Source organism: Arthrobacter mobilis (genome assembly GCF_012395835.1).
Taxonomy (GTDB): Bacteria; Actinomycetota; Actinomycetes; order Actinomycetales; family Micrococcaceae; genus Crystallibacter; species Crystallibacter mobilis.
This window is the reverse complement of record NZ_JAAZSQ010000028.1, coordinates 1,406-17,123: the sequence shown is the minus strand read 5'-3', so window position 1 is coordinate 17,123 and position 15,718 is coordinate 1,406. Positions and strand designations below refer to the sequence as shown.

15 protein-coding genes are annotated in these 15,718 nt (G+C 68.7%); 10 read left to right on the top strand and 5 right to left on the bottom strand.

From position 1 onward, the window contains the following. Positions 1-15: 15 nt before the first annotated feature. Both murJ and HGG74_RS19120 read right to left on the bottom strand, forming a co-directional pair. Positions 16-1,698: a murein biosynthesis integral membrane protein MurJ gene (gene murJ / locus HGG74_RS19125; RefSeq protein WP_168488979.1), complete on the bottom strand. Its 1,683-nt coding sequence runs from the start codon at positions 1,696-1,698 to the stop codon at positions 16-18. Then, the gene (locus HGG74_RS19120; protein WP_205762199.1) at positions 1,698-2,225 is read right to left on the bottom strand and encodes an NUDIX hydrolase; all 528 of its coding nucleotides are present in this window, start codon (positions 2,223-2,225) and stop codon (positions 1,698-1,700) included. Before HGG74_RS19120 ends, murJ begins: the two co-directional genes overlap by 1 nt. 116 nt (positions 2,226-2,341) lie before the next feature. Between HGG74_RS19120 and HGG74_RS19115 the strand changes: the two genes are divergently transcribed. Both HGG74_RS19115 and HGG74_RS19110 read left to right on the top strand, forming a co-directional pair. Then, on the top strand, positions 2,342-3,826 hold the full coding sequence (locus HGG74_RS19115; RefSeq protein ID WP_168488978.1) for a CCA tRNA nucleotidyltransferase: 1,485 nt from the start codon (positions 2,342-2,344) through the stop codon (positions 3,824-3,826). Then, positions 3,823-4,491 carry a histidine phosphatase family protein gene (locus tag HGG74_RS19110; RefSeq protein WP_312856912.1) on the top strand — a complete coding sequence of 223 codons (669 nt, stop codon included), beginning with the start codon at positions 3,823-3,825 and terminating at the stop codon, positions 4,489-4,491. Before HGG74_RS19115 ends, HGG74_RS19110 begins: the two co-directional genes overlap by 4 nt. Before the next feature lie 14 nt (positions 4,492-4,505). On the opposite strand, the gene HGG74_RS19105 is transcribed toward HGG74_RS19110, so the two are convergent. Continuing rightward, the gene (locus HGG74_RS19105) at positions 4,506-4,859 is read right to left on the bottom strand and encodes a Pepco domain-containing protein (protein WP_168488976.1); all 354 of its coding nucleotides are present in this window, start codon (positions 4,857-4,859) and stop codon (positions 4,506-4,508) included. Continuing rightward, complete coding sequence (locus HGG74_RS19100; RefSeq protein ID WP_168488974.1) at positions 4,856-5,767, bottom strand: hypothetical protein; 912 nt, start codon at positions 5,765-5,767, stop codon at positions 4,856-4,858. The genes HGG74_RS19105 and HGG74_RS19100 overlap by 4 nt, the downstream gene beginning before the upstream one ends. A gap of 235 nt (positions 5,768-6,002) precedes the next feature. Here HGG74_RS19100 and HGG74_RS19095 point away from each other — a divergent pair, with 235 nt between their 5' ends. Next, positions 6,003-6,662, top strand: a complete 660-nt coding sequence (locus HGG74_RS19095) for a M15 family metallopeptidase (RefSeq protein WP_168488972.1) — start codon at positions 6,003-6,005, stop codon at positions 6,660-6,662. Between the two features lie 13 nt (positions 6,663-6,675). Here the strand turns inward: HGG74_RS19095 and HGG74_RS19090 are convergent, their stop codons facing one another. Further along, positions 6,676-7,617, bottom strand: coding sequence for a sugar-binding transcriptional regulator (locus HGG74_RS19090; protein WP_168488971.1), 942 nt, complete (start codon positions 7,615-7,617; stop codon positions 6,676-6,678). Between the two features lie 216 nt (positions 7,618-7,833). Between HGG74_RS19090 and HGG74_RS19085 the strand changes: the two genes are divergently transcribed. The 7 genes from HGG74_RS19085 to HGG74_RS19055 all read left to right on the top strand — a co-directional run bounded on the left by HGG74_RS19085 (position 7,834) and on the right by HGG74_RS19055 (position 15,602). Continuing rightward, on the top strand, positions 7,834-8,844 hold the full coding sequence (locus HGG74_RS19085) for an NAD(P)-dependent alcohol dehydrogenase (RefSeq protein WP_168488970.1): 1,011 nt from the start codon (positions 7,834-7,836) through the stop codon (positions 8,842-8,844). A gap of 5 nt (positions 8,845-8,849) precedes the next feature. Then, positions 8,850-10,415 carry a sugar ABC transporter ATP-binding protein gene (locus HGG74_RS19080; protein WP_168488969.1) on the top strand — a complete coding sequence of 522 codons (1,566 nt, stop codon included), beginning with the start codon at positions 8,850-8,852 and terminating at the stop codon, positions 10,413-10,415. Then, positions 10,405-11,427, top strand: a complete 1,023-nt coding sequence (locus tag HGG74_RS19075) for an ABC transporter permease (RefSeq protein ID WP_168488968.1) — start codon at positions 10,405-10,407, stop codon at positions 11,425-11,427. The genes HGG74_RS19080 and HGG74_RS19075 overlap by 11 nt, the downstream gene beginning before the upstream one ends. Positions 11,428-11,494: 67 nt before the next feature. Then, positions 11,495-12,577, top strand: a complete 1,083-nt coding sequence (locus HGG74_RS19070; RefSeq protein ID WP_168488967.1) for a substrate-binding domain-containing protein — start codon at positions 11,495-11,497, stop codon at positions 12,575-12,577. 96 nt (positions 12,578-12,673) lie between these two features. Continuing rightward, the gene (locus tag HGG74_RS19065) at positions 12,674-14,374 is read left to right on the top strand and encodes a dihydroxyacetone kinase family protein (protein ID WP_168488966.1); all 1,701 of its coding nucleotides are present in this window, start codon (positions 12,674-12,676) and stop codon (positions 14,372-14,374) included. 23 nt (positions 14,375-14,397) lie between these two features. Beyond that, positions 14,398-14,856, top strand: a complete 459-nt coding sequence (locus tag HGG74_RS19060) for a ribose-5-phosphate isomerase (RefSeq protein WP_168488965.1) — start codon at positions 14,398-14,400, stop codon at positions 14,854-14,856. Continuing rightward, the gene (locus HGG74_RS19055; protein WP_168488964.1) at positions 14,853-15,602 is read left to right on the top strand and encodes a GolD/DthD family dehydrogenase; all 750 of its coding nucleotides are present in this window, start codon (positions 14,853-14,855) and stop codon (positions 15,600-15,602) included. Before HGG74_RS19060 ends, HGG74_RS19055 begins: the two co-directional genes overlap by 4 nt. Positions 15,603-15,718: the final 116 nt, after the last annotated feature.

Genomic DNA, 15,718 nt, shown 5'->3' with positions numbered 1-15,718 from the left:
GGGCCGTGCTGCCGCTCAGGCGTTGCGCCCCGGCAGGCGCCTCAGCACCGGGGCCAGGAAGTCGTCCAGTTCGCGCACCCGCAGCAGCCGCAGCAGCAGCAGGTACGCCCCGGCCATGACCGTGCCGACGGCGGCGATGGCCACCATCGCGGTGGGGATCGAGCGCATCGCGAACCCGCCGCCGTCGTACCCGCCCAGCAGCCACAGCACGCCCGCCCCGGCCAGGCCCGCGCCCAGCGCGGCGTAGCCGAGCCGGATGTAGGTGTCCACCACCGCGCCGGCGCCGTAATCGCCGAGCCGCCGCCGGGTGAAGAAGTGCGCCAGCAGGGCCGAGAACACGTTGAAGACCGCGAAGAGGATGGCCAGCCCGTAGACCACCTGGGTGGCCGGGACCACGCCGGCCAGGACCAGGGCCAGCAGCGCGCAGCCGCCGGAGAGGATGGACTGCATGATCAGCGGCGTGCGCGCGTCCTCCTCGGCGTAGAAGACGCGGTTGAGGAAGAAGTAGATGCTCATGAACGGCATGCCCGCGGCCAGGATGGTCAGCACCTGGCCCAGGGTGGCCGCCGAGATGGCGGCGGTCGCCCCGGAGCCGGCGAAGAGCCGGCCCAGCGGCCCGCCCAGCACCACCATGGCGGCGGCGCCGAAGACGGTGGCCACGCCGATGGTGCGCAGGCCGGAGTTGATCGTCCGGCGCACCTCGTCCAGGTCCCCGGCGGCCTGGGAGCGGGAGAGCTGGTTGAACAGCACGGTGGCGATGGACAGCACGAACACCGAATGCGGCAGCAGGGAGATCAGCTGCGCGGTATTGAGCGCGTACTCGCCCGGGACCGAGGCAGCCGGGCCCGAGCCCTCGAGGCCGAGGCGGCCGGCGGTGGCGCTGGAGGCGATGGTGCCGTAGAGCAGGTAGGCGGAGTTGCCCACCACCATGGTGCCCAGCGTCCACAGCGCCACCTTGCCGGCCTGGGCGAACCCCAGGCCGCGCCAGCCGAACTTCGGGTGCAGGCCCAGGCCCAGCTGCTTCAGCGGCCAGAGCAGGATCAGCGCCTGCAGCACAATGCCCAGCGTGGTGCCGCCGGCCAGCACCATCGTCTGGGCCCCGGTCCACAGATCGGGGTCGTCGCGGGCGCGCGAGAAGGCGCCGAACAGCGAGATGTACAGCACCAGCGTGCCGATGGCCACCACGTTGTTCAGCACCGGGGCCCACATGTACCAGCCGAAGCGGTTGTGCGCGTTGAGCACCTGCCCCACCACCGCGTAGAGCCCGTAGAAGAAGATCTGCGGCAGGCACCAGAGCGCGAAGACCGTGCCCAGCTCCAGCATCGGGCCGGTCCAGTCCTTGGTCAGCAGCCGGATGATCGGCCCGGCCAGCAGCATGACCACCACCGTGATGCCGCTCATGACCAGCAGGGTCAGGCCCAGCAGCCGGCTGACGAAGTCCGCGCCGCCGTCGCGGTTTTCGCTGGCCTTGATGATCTGCGGCACCAGGACCACGTTGAAGATGCCGCCGGCCAGCAGCAGGTAGATGATGTTCGGGATCGTGTTCGCTTTTTCGAAGATGTCGCCCATGGTGGTGTTGGCACCGATGGCGACGGCGAGCAGCGAGGTGCGCACGAACCCGAGCACGCGCGAGACCATGGTCCCGGCGGCCATGATGGCGCTGGCTTTGGCGGTGCTGTTGGTTTGGGCGTCGGACATCAGAGGAATTCCGGCAGCACCTCGCGGGCCAGGTCCACGATGCGCCGTTCGTTGGGGAAGGAGAGCCGCTTCCCCAACTCGGCCAGCGGCACCCAGGCCACGTCCACGGCCTCATGGTCCGGGTCGTTGTCGATGGTCAGTTCCCCGCCGGTGGCGGTGAGCAGGAAGTGGTGGACCGTCTTGTGCACGCGGTGCCCGCTGACGGTGAACCAGTAGTCGATGCTGCCCAGGGTGGCCAGCACCCGGCCCTTGATCCCGGTCTCCTCCTCGATTTCCCGGACCGCCGCCTCTTCGTTGGTCTCGTCGTTCTCGGGGTGGCCCTTGGGCAGGCACCACTCGAGCCGGCCGCCGCGGTTGAAGCGGGCAATGATGGCCACGTTCAGCTCCGGCGTCGAGACATCCACCACAACGCCGCCGGCCGAGACCTCTTCCACGGTGGGCAGGGCATGGTGTCCGGACGGCGCGGCGCTGCCCACTGACGCTGTCAGCGGGGTGCGCTTCGGGGCGCTCGGAACCGGATATGCCATGCAGTCCACTCTAACGATATTTAATCCGTTCGGCGGCGGCTGGGGCGCGCGGCGGAAGTGTTTGTTAACCGGGCGGTTGAACAGCCGCGGCGGCTTTCTGGCACCCTTAAGGGACTATGGTTCACCTTTTTGACCCGGCCTCGCAGCCGCAGCTGTCCGCCCTGGACCTTCCGGATGTTGTCCTCGAAATGGGCCAGCTCTTCGCCGACGCCGGCCACCAGCTGTCCCTGGTGGGCGGGCCGGTGCGGGACCTGTTCCTGGGCCGGGTGTCGCCGGACCTGGACTTCACCACGGACGCGGATCCGGATGCCACCATCGGGGTCATCAAGCGGTGGGCCGACCACTACTGGGAGATCGGCAGGGAGTTCGGCACCATCGGCCTGCGCAAGGACGGGCACACGCTGGAGGTGACCACCTACCGTGCGGAGGCCTACGATGCGGACTCGCGCAAGCCGGCGGTGGCCTTCGGCACGTCCCTGGAGGATGACCTGTTCCGCCGCGACTTCACCATCAACGCCATGGCCCTGCGCCTGCCCTCGCTGGAACTGGTGGACCCGTACGGGGGCGTGCGGGACCTGCACGCCGGGATGCTGCGCACCCCGGGCGAGCCCTCGGCGTCGTTCTCCGACGACCCGCTGCGGATGATGCGCGCGGCGCGCTTCGCCTCCCAGCTGCAGGTGGAGGTGGCGGAGGAAGTGGCCCGGGCCATGACCGACATGGCCGACCGGATCACCATCGTCTCGGCCGAACGGGTCCGGGACGAACTGATCAAGCTGATCAACGGCAAGGACCCGCGCACCGGCGTGGACCTGCTGGTGGACACCGGCCTGGCCGACCATGTGCTGCCCGAGGTTGCCGCGCTGCGGCTGGAGCTGGACGAGCACCACCGGCACAAGGACGTCTACCAGCACTCGCTGACGGTGCTGGAGCAGGCCTGCGGCCTGGAGACCGGCGAGGACGGCCCGGTGCCGGGCCCGGATTTCGTCCTGCGGTTCGCGGCCCTGATGCACGACGTCGGCAAGCCGGCCACACGCCGGTTCGACCCCTCCGGGGCGGTCAGCTTCCGCCACCACGACATGGTCGGCGCGAAGCTGACGGCCAGGCGGATGAAGAAGCTGCGCTTCGACAATGACACGATCAAGGCTGTGTCCCGGCTGGTGGAGCTGCACATGCGCTTCTACGGGTACGGGGACGCCGGCTGGACGGATTCGGCGGTGCGCCGCTACGTCACCGACGCCGGGCCGCTGCTGGAGCGGCTGCACCGGCTGACTCGTTCCGATGTGACCACGCGGAACAAGCGCAAGGCCGAGCGCCTGGCCTTCGCCTACGACGACCTGGAAGAGCGCATCGGCGCGCTGCGCGAGCAGGAGGAACTGGACGCCGTCCGGCCGGACCTGGACGGGCAGCAGATCATGGCGCTGCTGGGGATCCGGCCGGGCCCGCTGGTGGGGCGGGCGTACAAGTTCCTGCTCGAGGAGCGCCTGGAGCACGGCCCGCTCGAGCCGGCGGCGGCCGAGGCGAAGCTGCTGGCGTGGTGGGCCGAACAGCCCGAGTCCGCCGGGACCTCGGACGGGCCTTCCGCCGGGGCCGGGCAGCCGTGAGCGCCGCCGCGGACCACGGCTACCCCGTGCTGTGGCTGCTGCGCCACGGCGAGACCGAGTGGTCCCGCTCCGGCCAGTACACCGGCCTGACCGACCTGGAGCTGACCGAGGCGGGCCTGCGGCAGGCCGTCGAGGCGGGCGCCAGGCTGGCCGGCATCGGCTTCGATACCGTCCTGACCTCGCCGCTCAAGCGCGCCCGCCGCACGGCCGAGCTCGCCGGCTTCCCGGACGCGGAGGTCCTCCCGTACGCCCACGAATGGGACTACGGCGAGTACGAGGGCGTCAGCAGCGCGGCGCTGCGCCGGAAGGACCCGGACTACCTGATCTGGACGCACGGAGTGGTGGGCGGCGAGACCCTGGCGCAGGTGGCCGCACGCGCCGACCGCGTGATCGCCAGGGTGCTGGACGGCTCCGCCGGCCCGGCGCCGTCGTCCGCCCCGCCGGCGGTGCAGACCGAAACCACCGAGCCGGTCGGGTCCGTGCCGGCCACGCCCGGCCAGCGCAAGGTCCTGCTGGTGGCCCACGGTCACTTCCTGCGGATCCTGACCGCCCGCTGGCTGCAGCTGGACCCGGTCGAGGGCCGCCGCTTCGTGCTCGGCACCGCCGGGATCTGCACCCTGGGCTGGGACAAGCGCACCCCCGCGGTCATTGGCTGGAACGTCTAGGACATTTCGGTGAATCAGCGCGTGTAGATGAGGGTCAGGCTCGCTTCCACGCCTGCGCTGACGACGCCGAGATTGCCGGAGGCCGAGATGCCCACCTGGACTTCCACTTCGGCCAGACCGAATCCGTGTTTCGATTCGGTGTCCAGGCCCTCGAGGATCTCCCCGACCTCGGACTGCACCCGTTCCAGCTGTTCCTGGACGCTGGACAGGTCCAGCTTCTTGTCCTTGACGACCCACTTTCGCAGCCACTGCCCCGGTCCGTGCTGTTGTGCCATTCCTGATGTAGGCGGCAGGGGCGGCGCAAGTTCCTTTTGCTCCTCGGCAACCAGGATGGCCAGAGTCCGGCCGCGGGCGGGGTTTTCGCTCATGGGAACACCTGCAGATCCATCATTTTTTCCAGTTGGAAGATAGCCAGACCGTAACCGAGTGCGGGCAGGGCGGCGGGCGTGCCGAGAGGCCAGAAGCCGCCCAGATAAATCCCCATGGGCTCGCCGGAAACCGCTTCGGTGATGAATGCCCCGGAATTGCCTGGCTGACCTGCTGCCGACAGGCTGAACCGCACGGGGAAGCGCGGGTCCTTGTACATCTTGAAGTCGCTGGAAATGTCCAAGACTTTTGCCCGGACAGGCAGCGGAGCAGGGGGCTGACCGAGATGCAGATGGGCACCGGTGTTGATTGACACCGTGTAGGCGGTAACCGCTTGAAGGGCCTGGGGCGGCGCCCAACCAACATCAACCATGGCTGCATCGGTGCACTCGGTTGCCCAGTCCACGACATTCCCCAGGCCTGCTGCCGCATGGGCTGCGGTCAGCCATCCCTGCACTTGCCCGTTCCGGCTGGTTGCCCAGCATGCCAACTGCCCGTTTGCGGTGAGCGGAGGAGCGGCCTGCGGCCAATGGTGGGGTTCACGCCGGCCGCGCCGCACAACGACTTGGAAATAGGCGTCCCGGACCCTGACCGGACGGAGAGCATCAACGGCAGGAACCTCGGCTGCCTCCTGTTCATTTGTGTAAAGGATGATTCCGATGGAGGGGAATTCTCCATACCTAAACGATGGATCGACCAATTCGTTGAGGAAACCGACAGCCGCATAGTCGAAGAACGGTAGGCGTCGTGCCAATGATCGGAACTGGTCCTCCGCCAGGCTCAGGGCGATGGTCCATCCGACGGCCCTGCGTTCCCGCCCGTCCGGTGGCGGACCGGCCGGGATGTAGTCCCAGACATAGTCCGGAGGCTCGCCCAGCCGGTCCAGCGACTCCACGTCAGGATCGAACATCTTTCCACCTATCTTTGTCGGCTTCGCCGGCTCCGCTGTTCGGCAGATCCGGCAGCTACAAGCCACGAGGCGTCCAGTTTCGGCAGGTCCCGTTACAGGGCCGTTACGAGGCACACCTGTTCTTCGCGCCGGAGGCTCCGCGCTGCCGTTCCCGATGGGAAAGCGTTGCGCTCGGCCGCCGGGGCGAATAACCTCGGACTTCCGGGTCAACGAGGATCGGCGGATGGGGGCAGGCATGAGGCGGTTGACGGTTTTGCTGGCGGTGCTGCTGGTCGGAGCCGGGAGCCTGCCCGGCGCGGCAGTGGCGGCACCGGCCGACTACGACATCGACACGGCCTCCAGCCGGCACGTAATAGTCAACAAGCAGCGCCCGCTGTCCCCGCAGACCTACCGGCCGGCCAACCTGGTCAGGATCACGGGCATCCTGGTGCGCAGCGACGCCGCCGACGCCTACAAGAAATTCACCCGCGCGGCCAAGGCGGCAGGCGTGTCCATCACGCTGGTCAGCGGTTACCGCTCCTACGCCCAGCAGGAAAGCCTCTACAACAGCTACGTGCGCCAGTACGGGCAGGAGGTGGCGGACACCCTCGCCGCCCGGCCCGGCTTCAGCGAGCACCAGACCGGGCTGGCGGTGGACATCGGCAACCCCAGCGGAACCTGCGCGCTGGAGGAATGCTTCGAAAACACCCCGGCCGGCCGCTGGGCCACCGAGCACGCCGACGAGTACGGCTTCGTGCTCCGCTACCCCAAGGGCTACGGCGCGGTCACCGGCTACAGCTACGAGCCCTGGCACCTGCGCTACGTGGGCCCAGAACTCGAAGCGGAGTTCCGGCTCAGCGGCCAGCCGACGCTGGAAGACTTCTTCGGCCTGCCGCCGGCCCCGGACTACAGCTGACAGGCAGCGGGGGTCAGGCCATCCCGATCAGCCTGCGGGCGGTCGCTGCGTCGGTAATCAGTGAATGCGCGAGCCCGGAGACGAGCACGGCCCGGATGGCCTGGGTCTTGGCTTCGCCGCCGGCCACCGCGATGACGTGCGGGATCCGGCGCAACTGGGACTCCGGAATGGCGATGCAGCGGTCATCGACGTCCTCGATCACCCGCCCGGCATCGTTCACCAGGGTTGCGCACACCTCCGCCCGGACGCCGCGGGCGATCAGGGCATCCCGGTCCTGGCTGCCCAGGGCAGGGTTTTCGACCATCTGGGAATCGGGCGGTGACCAGCTGCCGACGGCCACCACGGCTACGGTCACGCGGGAGAACTGCGCGAAGGTATCCATCAGTTCGTGCTGCCTGCGCAGCCCCTGGGCGGTCGCGGCGTCGCTGACGATCAGCGGAGCGTAGATGGTCCAGGGCCTGGTGCCGGCCACGGCACTGACGCGGCGGATGGTTTCGATGCCGGTCTCCTGGATGGGGCCGGCGATGCCCGCGAGCTGGACGACTTCGCAGCGCGGCAGGGAACGCAGGGAGCGGGCCAGCGCATTGACCGTCCGGCCCGAGGTCAGGCCGAGGACATCGTCATCGGTCAGGATCTCGGACAGCAAATCGGCGGCGGTCCCGCCGAGGTGCTGCTGGATGGCCTCGGGCGTTTCGGCCGGCACGTTGACGGCGATGGCGCGTTCCAGGCCGTAGGCCTTCTGCAGCTGGACCGACAGCTCCAGGTCCAAAGACGACGGGCTCGCGATTTCGAACCTGACGATGCCGCTGGCCACGGCCTGCTCGAGGATCCGGCCGATCTTGAAACGGCTCAGGCCCGTTTCGGCAGCGATCTCGATCCGGGTCTTTCCCTCGATGAAATGCTGCTGGGCAATGTACGCCGTGCGCACCAGGGCGTCGGGTCCTAGCTGTGCCATTGTCATCTCTTGTCTTTCCATCGCCACCTGTCCGGTTGCTAGATTACCTTCCCAGAAATTGCTCATATGAGCAAGCACTTGCACATATGATGAGATCCGGGTCATACTTTTGCAGAACCGGCCGCCGCGGTCCGCAGGACTTCATTCCGCAGGACTGCGGGCGGGGGCTTGAGTACGAAGGGAAGTCGATCGGTGGAAGCAGTCTTGCCGGAAACCATGAAGGCCAGTGTTCTGGTCAAACCGCAGTCAGTCGTGGTCGAAGAGCGGCCCCTGCCTGCGCTGGAAGCGGACGAGGTCCTGGTCCGGGTCTCCGCGGTGGGCGTGTGCGGATCGGATGTGCATTACTTCCAGGAAGGCCGGATCGGCGACTTCGTGGTGGAGTCCCCGCTGGTCCTGGGGCATGAGGCCGCCGGCACCATTGTGGCCGCCGGCAGCGGGGTGGACCCCTCGCGGGTGGGGGAGCGCGTCTCGATCGAACCGCAGCGGCCCGACCCGCACTCGAAGCAGTCCCTGGCCGGCTGCTACAACCTGGATCCGTCCATGCGCTTCTACGCCACGCCGCCGGTCGACGGGGCCTTCATGGAGTTCGTCAAGATCCAGTCCCACTTCGCCTTCACGGTGCCCGACAGCATCAGCGACGAGGCGGCGGCCCTGATGGAGCCGCTCTCGGTCGGCATCGCGGCCATGCAGAAGGCCCAGGTCACGCCCGGGGCGAAGGTGCTCATCACCGGCGCCGGCCCCATCGGCATTATCTGCGCCCAGGTGGCCAAGGCCTACGGCGCCACCGAGGTCATCGTCTCCGACCTCGACGACGAGCGCCGCCGCAGGGCCCTCACCTTCGGCGCAGACCGCGTGATCGATCCCAAAACCGACGACGTGGCGAACCTTGGCCTGGAGGTTGGCGCGTTCATTGAAGCCTCGGGGGCGACGCCGGCGATCCTGACGGGCATCCGCAACGTGGCTCCGGCCGGCCGGGTGGTCCTGGTGGGCATGGGCGCGGACGAGGTCGCGCTGCCGCTGTCGCTGATCCAGAACCGGGAACTGGTGGTCACCGGGATCTTCCGCTACGCCAACACCTGGCCGATCGCCATCGAACTGGTGCGGACCGGGCGCGTGGACCTGGACGGACTGGTCACCGGGGTCTACGGCATCGAGGACGTGGCCCAGGCCCTGGCCGATTCGACCAAACCCGCCAGCCTGAAAACGATCGTGCGGCCGGGGCGGTAGATCCCATGCATACCAAGCACAGCACCGAGGCGGTGTCCACCGCCATGCTCGAATGCCACGGCATCCGCATGAGCTTTGGCGGCATCCCGGTCCTGAAGGGTGTCTCCCTGGTTCTGGAACCGGGCACCGTCACCGCGCTGGCCGGCGAAAACGGCGCGGGCAAGTCCACGCTCATGAAGATCGCCTCCGGGCAGTACAAGCCGGACGAAGGCACCGTGGAGGTCCGCGGCGAGCACCTGCACGCCGGGGACATCCAGGCCGCCCACCGGCTGGGGGTCGCCATCGTGCCGCAGGAACTGGCCTCGATCCCGGAAATGACCGTCTACGAGAATCTGTTCGTCGGCCGCGAGCTGCGCTCGCCGGTGGGGCTGCTGAACCGCGGCGCGATGATCCGCCAGGCCCGGGAGTACCTGAAGCCGTTCGGACTGGAGATCGACCCGACCGTGCGGATGGGCTCCCTGCCCGTGGGCATCCGCCAGATCATCGAGATCGTCAAGGCCACCAGCCGGGGCGCGAAGGTCCTGCTGCTGGACGAGCCGACCAGCGCGATCGCCGAACAGGAGGTCGGGCGGCTCTACTCGGTCGTGCGGTCGCTTCGCGACCAGGGCGTGGCCATGCTGTTCACCACCCACAAGATGGAGGAAATCCGGGCCATGGCGGACCGCGTCATCGTGCTCCGGGACGGCAACCTGGTCGAGGACAAGCCGCTGCAGCAGCTCAGCGACGACGACATCGTCGAGGCCATGATCGGCCGCGAGCTCGAGGACATGTTCCCCGAGATCGGGACCCCGCAGGACGAGGTCGCCCTGACGGTCGAGGACCTGGTCATCGGCGACGGGACGGCCCCGGTCAGCTTCTCGGTCCGCCGGGGCGAGATCCTGGGCCTGGCCGGCCTGGTGGGTGCCGGGCGCACCGAGCTGATGGAGAGCATCTTCGGCATGCGCCGCGCCCCGGCCGGCTCCGTGGCCGTCGGGAACCGCAAGGTCGCCCTGGGCAACCCGGCGGCCGCCATCGCCGCCAAAATCGCCCTCGTGCCGGAGGACCGCAAGGGCGCCGGGGCGGTGCTGTCCATGAGCGTGCTGGACAACGCTTCCCTGCCGCGGATCAAGTCCTTCACCAACGCGGGCTGGATCAACAACCGGAAACGGTCCGGCAGCATCGGGGACATCATGAAGTCGATGAACCTGAAGAGCCGCGGCCTCGGGCAGACCATGGAGACGCTCTCCGGCGGCAACCAGCAGAAGGTGGTCTTCGGCAGGTGGCTGACCGGTCCGGTGGACGTGCTGCTGCTGGACGAGCCCACCCGCGGGGTGGACGTCGGGGCGCGCAGCGAGATCTACCGGATCATCGTGGATCTGGCCCGCCAGGGCATGGCGGTAGTCATGGCCTCCAGCGACATGCCCGAGATCCTGAGCCTCTCCCACCGTGCCCTCGTCATGCGCGGCCTGGGCGTCGCCGGGGAACTGAGCAAGGCCGAACTGCTGGAGCCCTCCGCGCAGGACAAGATTTTCCGGCTGGCATCCGGACTGGAAGCCTCCACAAAGAAGGACATCGAGAACAATGACAACTAACCGAAGCACCACGCTCGAGCCCGCCGCGGCCGGGGCAGCCCCGGGGGAACCGGGCAGGCGGTTCAGCTGGCAATGGCTCCAGGGATTCGCCGTCCGCCACGCCATGGTCGTGGTCATGCTGTTCGTGGTCGCGTTCTTCCTTTACAAGAGCGCCCGCTTCGGGACGGTGGAAAACATGACCACCATCCTGATCGCGGCCGCACCCTTCGCCCTGATCGCCCTGGGGCAGACCCTGGTCATCCTCACCGGCGGCATCGACCTCTCGGTCGGCAGCATCATTGCCGCCAGCGCCATGGCCGGCGCGTACGTGGCCAAGGCCTCGGCAGGCAACCTGCTGCTCACCGTCGTCGTCGCGGTAGCCGTCGGACTGGCGGCCGGCGCCGTCAACGGCTTCGTGGTCAGCCGCATGAACGTGCCGCCCTTCATCGCCACCCTCGGCATGCTGACCCTGGCCTCCGGCGCGGCCTATGTCATCGGCGGCGGCGCGCCCATCAACGGCCTGCCGGCGAACTTCGGCTCCATCGCCAACACCGAGATCCTCGGCCTGAAGATTCCCGTCATCCTGATGATCCTGTGCATCATCGCGTTCGCCATCATCATGAAACGGACCTCCTACGGCATGCGCGTCTACGCCGTCGGCGGCAACCGCCTGGCGGCCGAAATCGCCGGCGTGAAGTCCAAGCGCATCCTCTTCAGCGTCTACACCATCAGCGGCGTGCTGGCCGGCATCTCCGGCCTCATGCTCGCCTCCCGGGTCATCTCCGGCGCCCCCAACCTGGGCCAGGGCTACGAACTGGACGCCATTGCGGCCGTGGTCATCGGCGGCGCCAGCCTCATGGGCGGCCGGGGCACCGTCTGGGGAACCGCCATCGGCCTGCTGCTGATCCAGACCCTGAACAACGGCCTCGACCTGCTGATCGTGCCCTCGTACTGGCAGGACGTGATCAAGGGCGTGCTGATCGTCCTCGCGGTCGCCATCGACGTCTGGGCGGCACACCGCCGGACCAGCTAGACCTCCCGCAGTTTCCCCGGACCACAAGTTTCAGCTCCCACATTAAAAAAGGAACAAGGAACCCCACATGAAGATCACCCGTGCAAGGAAAATGCTGCAGATGGCCGGCCTCGGTGCCGCCGCGGCCCTGGCGCTCGCCGGCTGCGGCGCCGGCGACACCTCCGCCGGCGGCGGCGGAGGCACCGGCGGCAGCGGCGACAGGGTCACCATCGGTGTGACCGTCTACGACATGTCCTCCTTCGTCACCCAGGGCAAGGAAGGCATGGAGGCCTATGCCAAGGCCAACGACATCGAAATGCTGTGGAACTCGGCGAACCTTGACGTGGCCACCCAGGCCAACCAGGTGGACCAGTACATCAACCAGGGCGTCGACGCCATCCTGGTCAACCCGGTCCAGGCCGACTCCCTCCAGCCGCAGATCGCGGCGGCCGAAGAGGCCGGCATCCCGGTCATCGACGTCAACTCCGCGCTCAAGAGCGACAAGCTCGCCGGCTCCGTGCAGCCGGACGACGTCGCCGCCGGCGAGCAGGAGGCCCGGATGATGGTCGAGGCCCTCGGCGGCAAGGGCAACGTGGTCATTCTGGAGGGACCGATCGGCGGCTCCGGCCAGATCGACCGCGGCGCCGGCATCGACAAGGTCCTGAAGGAAAACCCGGACATCAAGGTCCTGGCCAAGGACACGGCCAACTGGAAGCGCGACGAGGCCGTGAACAAGATGAAGAACTGGATCTCCGCATTCGGTTCCGATATCGACGGCGTCATCGCGCAGAACGACGACATGGGCCTGGGCGCCCTGCAGGCCCTGAACGAGGCAGGCGTCAAGGGCGTCAAGATCGTGGGCATCGACGGCATCGAGGACGGCCTGAAGGCGGTCAAGAGCGGGGACTTCATCGGCACCTCGCTGCAGCACGGCACCGTGGAGATGGCCACGGGCCTGGCCGTGGCGGCCAAGATCGCCCGCGGCGAGACCGTGGAGGCGACGCCGAAGTACATCATGCCCGCCATCACCAAGGAGAACGTGGACGCGGCCATGAAGAACGTGGTCACCGACCGCGAGGCATTCCTGGAGCAGCTTCCGCAGATGATCGACGAGAACCTCAAGAACGGAAACATTGCCTACGAGGGTCTTCCGGGCCAGAAGCAGCAGTAAGCGGCAGGCTTCGCCGGGGTCCCGGGCCGCGCCAGGCCTGGGACCCCGGCCAGCCGCCGGCAGGCCAGAGCAGCAACGACCACCACGGAGCTTTCCTTGACCAAGCTATTCAATGACCCGGCCGAGTTCGCAGAAGAGCAGTTCTCCGGCTTCCTCTCCTTGTATGCGGACCGGCTGCGCGGGGTGCCCGGAGGCGCCGTGGGCCTCCGGTCCGGCGAACCGCAGGTCGCCGTCGTCGTCGGCGGCGGATCCGGCCACTACCCGGCCTTCTGCGGCCTGGTCGGACCGGGACTGGCCGCCGGCGCCGTCGTCGGCAACATTTTCACCTCCCCGTCCGCCGCCCAGGTCTATTCGGTGGCCAAGGCCGCCGACCAGGGCCGCGGCGTGGTCCTGACCTTCGGCAACTATGCCGGCGACAACCTGAACTTCGGCATTGCGGCCGAGCGCCTGCGCAAGGAGGGCATCGACACCCGCATCGTGGTGGTCACCGACGACATCGCCTCCGCCCCGGAAGAGGACAAGCGCCGCGGCATCGCCGGCGACTTCACGGTCTTCAAGGTGATGGGCGCGGCCGCCGCCGCGGGACTGGACCTCGACGAGGTCGAACGGGCCGGGCGGGCGGCCAATGCCGCCACGCGCACGCTCGGCGTCGCATTCTCCGGCTGCACCATGCCCGGGGCGGACAAGCCGCTGTTCACCGTCCCCGAGGGGCACCTGGGCCTGGGCCTGGGAATCCACGGCGAACCGGGCATCCGCGACGAGCCGCTGCCGACGGCCGATGAGCTCGGCCGGCTGCTGGTCTCCTCCCTGCTCAAGGAGGCCCCGGACCAGGCCGGGCAGCGGGTCGGAGTGATCCTGAACGGGCTGGGCACCACCAAGTACGAGGAGCTGTTCCTGCTCTGGAACACGGTGTCCCGGGAACTGGCGGAAGCCGGGCTGGAAGTGGTCGACCCGGAGGTCGGCGAACTGGTCACCAGCCTGGACATGGGCGGTTGCTCGCTGACCCTGATGTGGCTCACGGAGGAGCTGGAGGCCTACTGGACCGCCGACGCGTACACGCCCGCCTACCGCAAGCAGCGCGCCGCCACGGCCGCGCTGGTCCCGGCGCAGCAGCAGGCGGGCGGGGAAGCGGAGCAGGAGCAGGCACCGCAGGCCACCCCGGCAGCCCTCGGCCTGGCCGAGGTGGTCCTGGCCGGGCTGCGCACGGCGCAGCAGACCCTGCACGCCAACGAGCAGATGCTGGGCCGGATCGACGCCGTCGCCGGCGACGGCGACCACGGCCGGGGCATGGTCAAGGGCATCGATGCGGCCCTGGCGGCCGCCGAGGCCGCCGCCGCGGACGGCGCCGGGGGAGCGTGGCTGCTGGCCAAGGCCGGCCAGGCCTGGGCCGCCTCGGCCGGCGGGACTTCCGGCGTGCTGTGGGGAGCGGCTCTGGAGGCGGCCGGCGCCAGCCTCACCGACGGGCGCCAGGACTACGCCGAAACCGCCGCGGTGGAGGCCGTCGAGGCCTTCGCCACGGCCATGACCGACCTGGGCCGGGCGACCATCGGCGACAAGACGCTGGTCGATGCGCTGCTGCCCTTTGCGGAGCGGCTGCGTACCGCGGTCGGCGGCGGCAGCCCCCTGCCCGAGGCCTGGCAGGCGGCGGCCCGGACGGCCACCGAGGCGGCAGCGGCCACCGCCAACCTGAAACCTCGGCTGGGCCGCGCCCGGCCGCTGGCCGAAAAGAGCCTGGGCACTCCCGATGCGGGAGCGACCTCGCTGGGCCTCATTGTGACCGCACTCGGCCGTCGCTGACGGTACTGAAAGGAACTGATCCCATGGATGGCAAACTCCGCCTCGTCGTCGGCTCCGACGACGCCGGCTTCGACTACAAGGAAATCCTGAAACGGGACCTGCAGGAAAACCCCGCGGTCGCGTCCGTGACCGACGTCGGGGTGGACGCCGACGGACACACCGACTACCCGCACATTGCCGTCACCGCGGCCATGCTGGTGGCCGAAGGCAAGGCGGACCGGGCCCTGCTGGTGTGCGGCACGGGGCTGGGCGTGGCCATCGCGGCCAACAAGGTCAAGGGCATCCGTGCCGTCACGGCCCATGATTCGTTCTCCGTGGAGCGCTCCGTGCTCAGCAACGATGCGCAGGTGCTGTGCCTGGGCCAGCGCGTGGTCGGCGTCGAGCTGGCCCGGCGCCTGGTGCGCGAGTGGCTGACCTACACCTTCGACCCGGAGAGCGCCTCCGCGGTGAAGGTCGGCGCGATCAGCAGCTACGAAGGATGAGCGTGGACCAGGAATTCTCCGGCCAGGTAGCGATCATCACCGGCGCCGCCAGCGGCATCGGCAATTCGGTGGCCCGGTACTTCGCCGAACGGGGCGCCAGGATCGTCGGCGTCGACCTCAGCGACTCGGTCACTGCCGCCATGGCCGAACTGCCCGGCGGCGGCCACCACGGCATTGCCCAGGACCTGACTGCCGAAGGCGCGGCGCAGAAGGTCGTGGACGAGGCCGTCCTGGTGGCCGGGACCGTGGACATCCTGGTCAATTCGGCAGGCGTGGTGCTGCTGGACAAGGCCCTGGAGCTGTCCGAGCGGATGTGGGAAGCCACCATCGGCGTCAACCTCAGCGCCAGCTTCAAGATGGCGCAGGCGGCCGGCCGGGTTATGACGGACAAGGGATACGGCCGGATCATCAACCTCGCCTCGCAGGCCAGCGTCATCGGCCTGGACCAGCACGTGGCCTACTGCGCGAGCAAGGCAGGGGTGGTCGGGATGACCAAGGTCCTGTCCATGGAATGGGCGCCCCAGGGCGTGACGGTCAACGCCGTCTCCCCGACGGTGGTGGAAACACCGCTGGGCAAGCAGGCATGGGCCGGGGAGAAGGGCGAGGCCATGAAGAAGCTCATCCCGGTGGGGCGCTTCGCCCAGCCCGAAGAGGTCGCCGCCCTGATCGCCTTTCTCGCCGGGGCGAATGCCGGCATGATCACGGGCGAGAACATCCTGATCGACGGCGGCTACTCCAGCGTCTGAGGCAGCCGGACCATTCCGGAAAACAAGTGCGTGAAGACCGCCGCAGGGAACGCGGCGACAAAGAGAGGCTGAAGCGGATGCAGACTATCCTCGGTGGGGATCACGGGGCAGTGCCC